At 43.1% G+C, this 3622-nt stretch carries 4 protein-coding genes; 3 read left to right on the forward strand and 1 reads right to left on the reverse strand.

Going from position 1 to position 3622, the window contains the following annotated elements; genetic code table 11:
* Positions 1-144: 144 nt before the first annotated feature.
* The gene (locus AC805_RS15295; protein WP_055076222.1) at positions 145-1011 is read right to left on the reverse strand and encodes an alpha/beta fold hydrolase; all 867 of its coding nucleotides are present in this window, start codon (positions 1009-1011) and stop codon (positions 145-147) included.
* A gap of 350 nt (positions 1012-1361) precedes the next feature.
* On the opposite strand from AC805_RS15295, the gene AC805_RS15300 reads away from it, so the two are divergent.
* The 3 genes from AC805_RS15300 (at position 1362) to AC805_RS15310 (ending at position 2717) form a co-directional block, all read left to right on the forward strand.
* A complete protein-coding gene (locus AC805_RS15300; RefSeq protein ID WP_055076223.1) occupies positions 1362-1904 on the forward strand; it encodes a TetR/AcrR family transcriptional regulator in 543 nt (180 codons plus the stop codon).
* A 202-nt stretch (positions 1905-2106) separates the two neighbouring features.
* The gene (locus AC805_RS15305; protein WP_055076224.1) at positions 2107-2376 is read left to right on the forward strand and encodes a type II toxin-antitoxin system Phd/YefM family antitoxin; all 270 of its coding nucleotides are present in this window, start codon (positions 2107-2109) and stop codon (positions 2374-2376) included.
* Complete coding sequence (locus tag AC805_RS15310; protein ID WP_055076225.1) at positions 2376-2717, forward strand: type II toxin-antitoxin system RelE/ParE family toxin; 342 nt, start codon at positions 2376-2378, stop codon at positions 2715-2717. The genes AC805_RS15305 and AC805_RS15310 overlap by 1 nt, the downstream gene beginning before the upstream one ends.
* Positions 2718-3622: the final 905 nt, after the last annotated feature.

A 3622-nucleotide genomic window follows, 5' to 3' on the forward strand; every position in this document is an offset into this window, starting at 1 on the left:
GCTTTGGGGTATAGTAAATCATTACCATTATTTATAGCTGTCGCCAAGTGTAATAGAACATCAAAACCCAAGAATTAATTGGCGGCGCTTTGCGCCGCCAATTAATTCTTGGGTTTTAATGTGTCCTAATTCCAGTGACTGTAGCTATACTTGAAGTGTAATATTGGCTGGTAGAAATCGGCGGATATGGGATGCGATCGCTTCTCTTTCTTCTTCTAACGCAAAATGTCCCGTATCGAGAAGGTGGATCTCGGCATTCGGAAGATCCCGTTGAAAGGCGATCGCTCCCTCCGAACCAAAGAACGGATCGTTCTTACCCCATACGATCAGCGTTGGCGGTTGATGGGTACGGAAGTATTCATGCCATTGAGGGTAGCGCTCCAAGTTGGCACGATAGTCGTAAAACAATTCCATTTGAGCAGCAGCGTTTTCGGGACGGTCTAAAAAGGCTTGGTCGAGATTCCAGTTGTCGGGGTTGATATTCTCAGCCGATCTAGTACCAGCAGTGTAGAAGAATACGGTTGTATCCCGCGCCAGAAATCCCCGCACTGGCGCTTCTGTTGCTTCGCTGCGATCGCTCCACAGATCGCGAAAAGCTTGCCAAGCTGGAGTCAAACCCTCTTCGTAGGCATTACCATTCTGGACGATCAGGGATTGAATCCATTCAGGATGTCGAGATGCAATTCTAAAACCGACTGGCGCACCGTAATCCTGCACGTAAAGACTGAAGCGATTTAATCCTAGCTCCTGAAGAAAGCGTTCGGTAATTTCAGCGAGGCGATCGAAGGTATAGGCAAATTTGTCGATCGCTGGTGTTTCGCTATTGCCAAAGCCTGGATAGTCGGGAGCAATCAAATGAAATTGGTCGGACAAGTCGTTCATCAAATCCCGATACATATGAGAAGAAGCGGGATATCCATGCAGTAAGACGATTGCAGGTTTTTCCTTTGCACCAGCTTCACGATAAAAGATATTCAAACCATCAATGGCGATATTGTTGTAAGTAGTCATGGAAGTAACCTTAAGATTTGTTTTTGTACCGATCGTTCAACACAATTTATAATACCGAACGATCGGTATACTGTCAATATTTTTTTGATTTTTTATGGCAATGGGGATTCAGGGCTTTGACGATGGGATCTCTCAAGCCGCAAAATCAAAGCCGAAGAAGAGAAGGTTAGCGCTTGCGCTAACCTTCTCTTCTTCGGCTTTGATTTTGCATACCGAACATTTGGTATGATATGTGAATAGGTGTTGCTAAGCCAATAGCTAAACCTAGACAAAAAGCTTGCTTGCAAATATGCCTCCGAATTAAATTATCAAAGGGGCTTGCCTTTTAATCATCAATGAGAGGGAATTAAATGTCTAAAGATGCGGTGATTGCTAAGTTAAGTGATGTATTTCGCCATCATGGATATGAAGGCGCATCGCTTTCTAAGATTTCGGAAGCTACTGGGCTGGGTAGGGCGAGTTTGTACCATTATTTCCCTAAGGGTAAAGAGGAAATGGCAGCAACTGTCCTCGATCGCCTCTATGCAAATTTAGAAGCAAATTTATTAACCCCCCTGCAAGGAAAGGGCAAACCCTTAGATCGGATTCGTGCCATGGGCAAAACCCTCGATCTGTTTTACAACAACGGTCGTTCGTCTTGCTTCCTAGAGCTTCTATCATTTGGGGAAGCCCAACCTCTATTTCAACCTGCACTTCAGCAAACTCTGTCTGCGTGGATCGATGCATTGGCAGAGGTGCTAGTTGAGGCAGGACAAGATGCAAAAGTCGCTCGCTGTAATGCGGAAGATGCGATCGGCCAGATTGAAGGAGCGTTGATTGTATCTAGATGTTTGGGTAATAACGAAGCATTTAAACGAGCTATCGCCAATTTACCAAAGATCTTGGGACTCTAGTTTAACAATAGATTCATACTTGAAGTCAAGGGCGATCGCCTGAATTATCGATCCGCTAAAGGGTTTGCGATATTGCGATCGCGATTACTATGAGTCGTAATTTTTAGGCGATCGCTATATTTGACAACCAAACAAATGAGGATAGGAGATCGCTGTTCAGTATTTAGATGTACACTTAGATGTACAGATGGATTAAAAAACAATGTTGTCCAATATTCCTATTACTGAAGCAAGGCACGAGTTAACTTCATTACCTGAAAAACTTACCCAGCAAGGCGGTACACTTGCAATTACTCGCAGAGGCAAGCCTGTCCTTGCTGTGATGACATGGCAACATTACGAAGCAATACTCGAAACCTTGGAAATACTTGGTGATGTGAACCTCATGACTAACTTGCGTCAAGGGATTACCGAGGCAAAATCAGCACAGGGAATAGATTGGGAATCAGCTAAGCGAGAATTGGATTTGTAATGTATCGTATCGTCATTCAGCCTACAGCTTTGAGGTTATTGAAAGAAATCAGCGATCGCCGCATCCGTCAAAAAATCAGCGATCGCATCGACAAGCTCCAAGAATCTCCTGAAATACAAGGGAAACCATTAATTGGTGAACTAGATGGTTATTACAGTGTGCGTGCTGTTGGACAAAGATATCGCATCATTTATGCGATCGAGCAATCTCAAGTTACTGTAATGGTTGTATCTTTAGGGATGCGGAAGGATGGCAGTAAGCAGGACGTATACGCTCTTGCTAAAAAATTACTGAGATTAGGACTTCTAGACGAGCCAGATAATGATCAAGAAGATGGTTAAAATCCAGAATTGGAAAATAGAACTTTGATTATTTGGAAGTGCTAGAAAAGGCGATCGCTAATACTGTGAGGCGTGAGTTCTAGGCGATCATCTCACAATTACCTATCCTTGGCAAATCATCGATAACTTCTCAGTACTCATCAACGAAGCAAATCATTTTTGACGGGCTTATCAATTTGGCATAATGCCTAGTTTGACACGCCGCTAGCAATCTTTCATATTCAATGCGGTCGGTGTACAAGCGGATTGTTAGCTACCCATTCTCTATCGCAATAGTCTCCGATAAATCCTGCTTCCGCTTAAGGGGTAAAACATTTTCTTGAACAACCATATGTTACCGCCTGTCCCAATCCTCTGAGAGAATACCAGGGGAAGAAGCAACCTGGGGTTCCATTCGCAACAGTACACCAAGCGCTACGAGACAGCTTCCAATCTCCCTGTGAATTCTTTTGAAACTCAACCAACATGTCTTGTCCACCTGTTTCAATCATAAATGCAACAATTCGTTGGTCATTATACTCAATCACTTTGGAGAACTGTGGGGGCAGCATCCATTCGTTTGAGTTTGCGCGGAGAAGGGAGTCAACTTGCTTACCTTGTAGCAAAGTTAGCAATTCCCATTTACCATACGTACTTCCCAGAAAGAGAAATACTGCACATCCAGCAATACCACAAAATATCTGTTTCTTTGAGATACGCAACATTACTTTGAGAATTAATAGCTTTTAGAATTGCTTCCTAGTAGACAGTCAAAGATAATTTGGCGGGTAAAATAAAGGGACAGAAAATAGTAAGGAAAAAGGTATGTCAGCAAAACGATACAAAGTGACATTAACCGAAGAAGAACGCCAAAAACTAGAACAAATCACTAAAAATGGTAAGTCGGCAGCAGCCAAAATTAACCA

Source organism: Pseudanabaena sp. 'Roaring Creek', from assembly GCF_001402795.1.
In the GTDB taxonomy this organism is placed as follows: Bacteria; Cyanobacteriota; Cyanobacteriia; order Pseudanabaenales; family Pseudanabaenaceae; genus Pseudanabaena.

Coding starts and splice junctions, on each gene's coding strand:
- AC805_RS15295 (WP_055076222.1), bottom strand. CDS start 1,011: ATGACTACTTACAACAATATCGCCATTGATGGTTTGAATATCTTTTAT.
- AC805_RS15300 (WP_055076223.1), top strand. CDS start 1,362: ATGTCTAAAGATGCGGTGATTGCTAAGTTAAGTGATGTATTTCGCCAT.
- AC805_RS15305 (WP_055076224.1), top strand. CDS start 2,107: ATGTTGTCCAATATTCCTATTACTGAAGCAAGGCACGAGTTAACTTCA.
- AC805_RS15310 (WP_055076225.1), top strand. CDS start 2,376: ATGTATCGTATCGTCATTCAGCCTACAGCTTTGAGGTTATTGAAAGAA.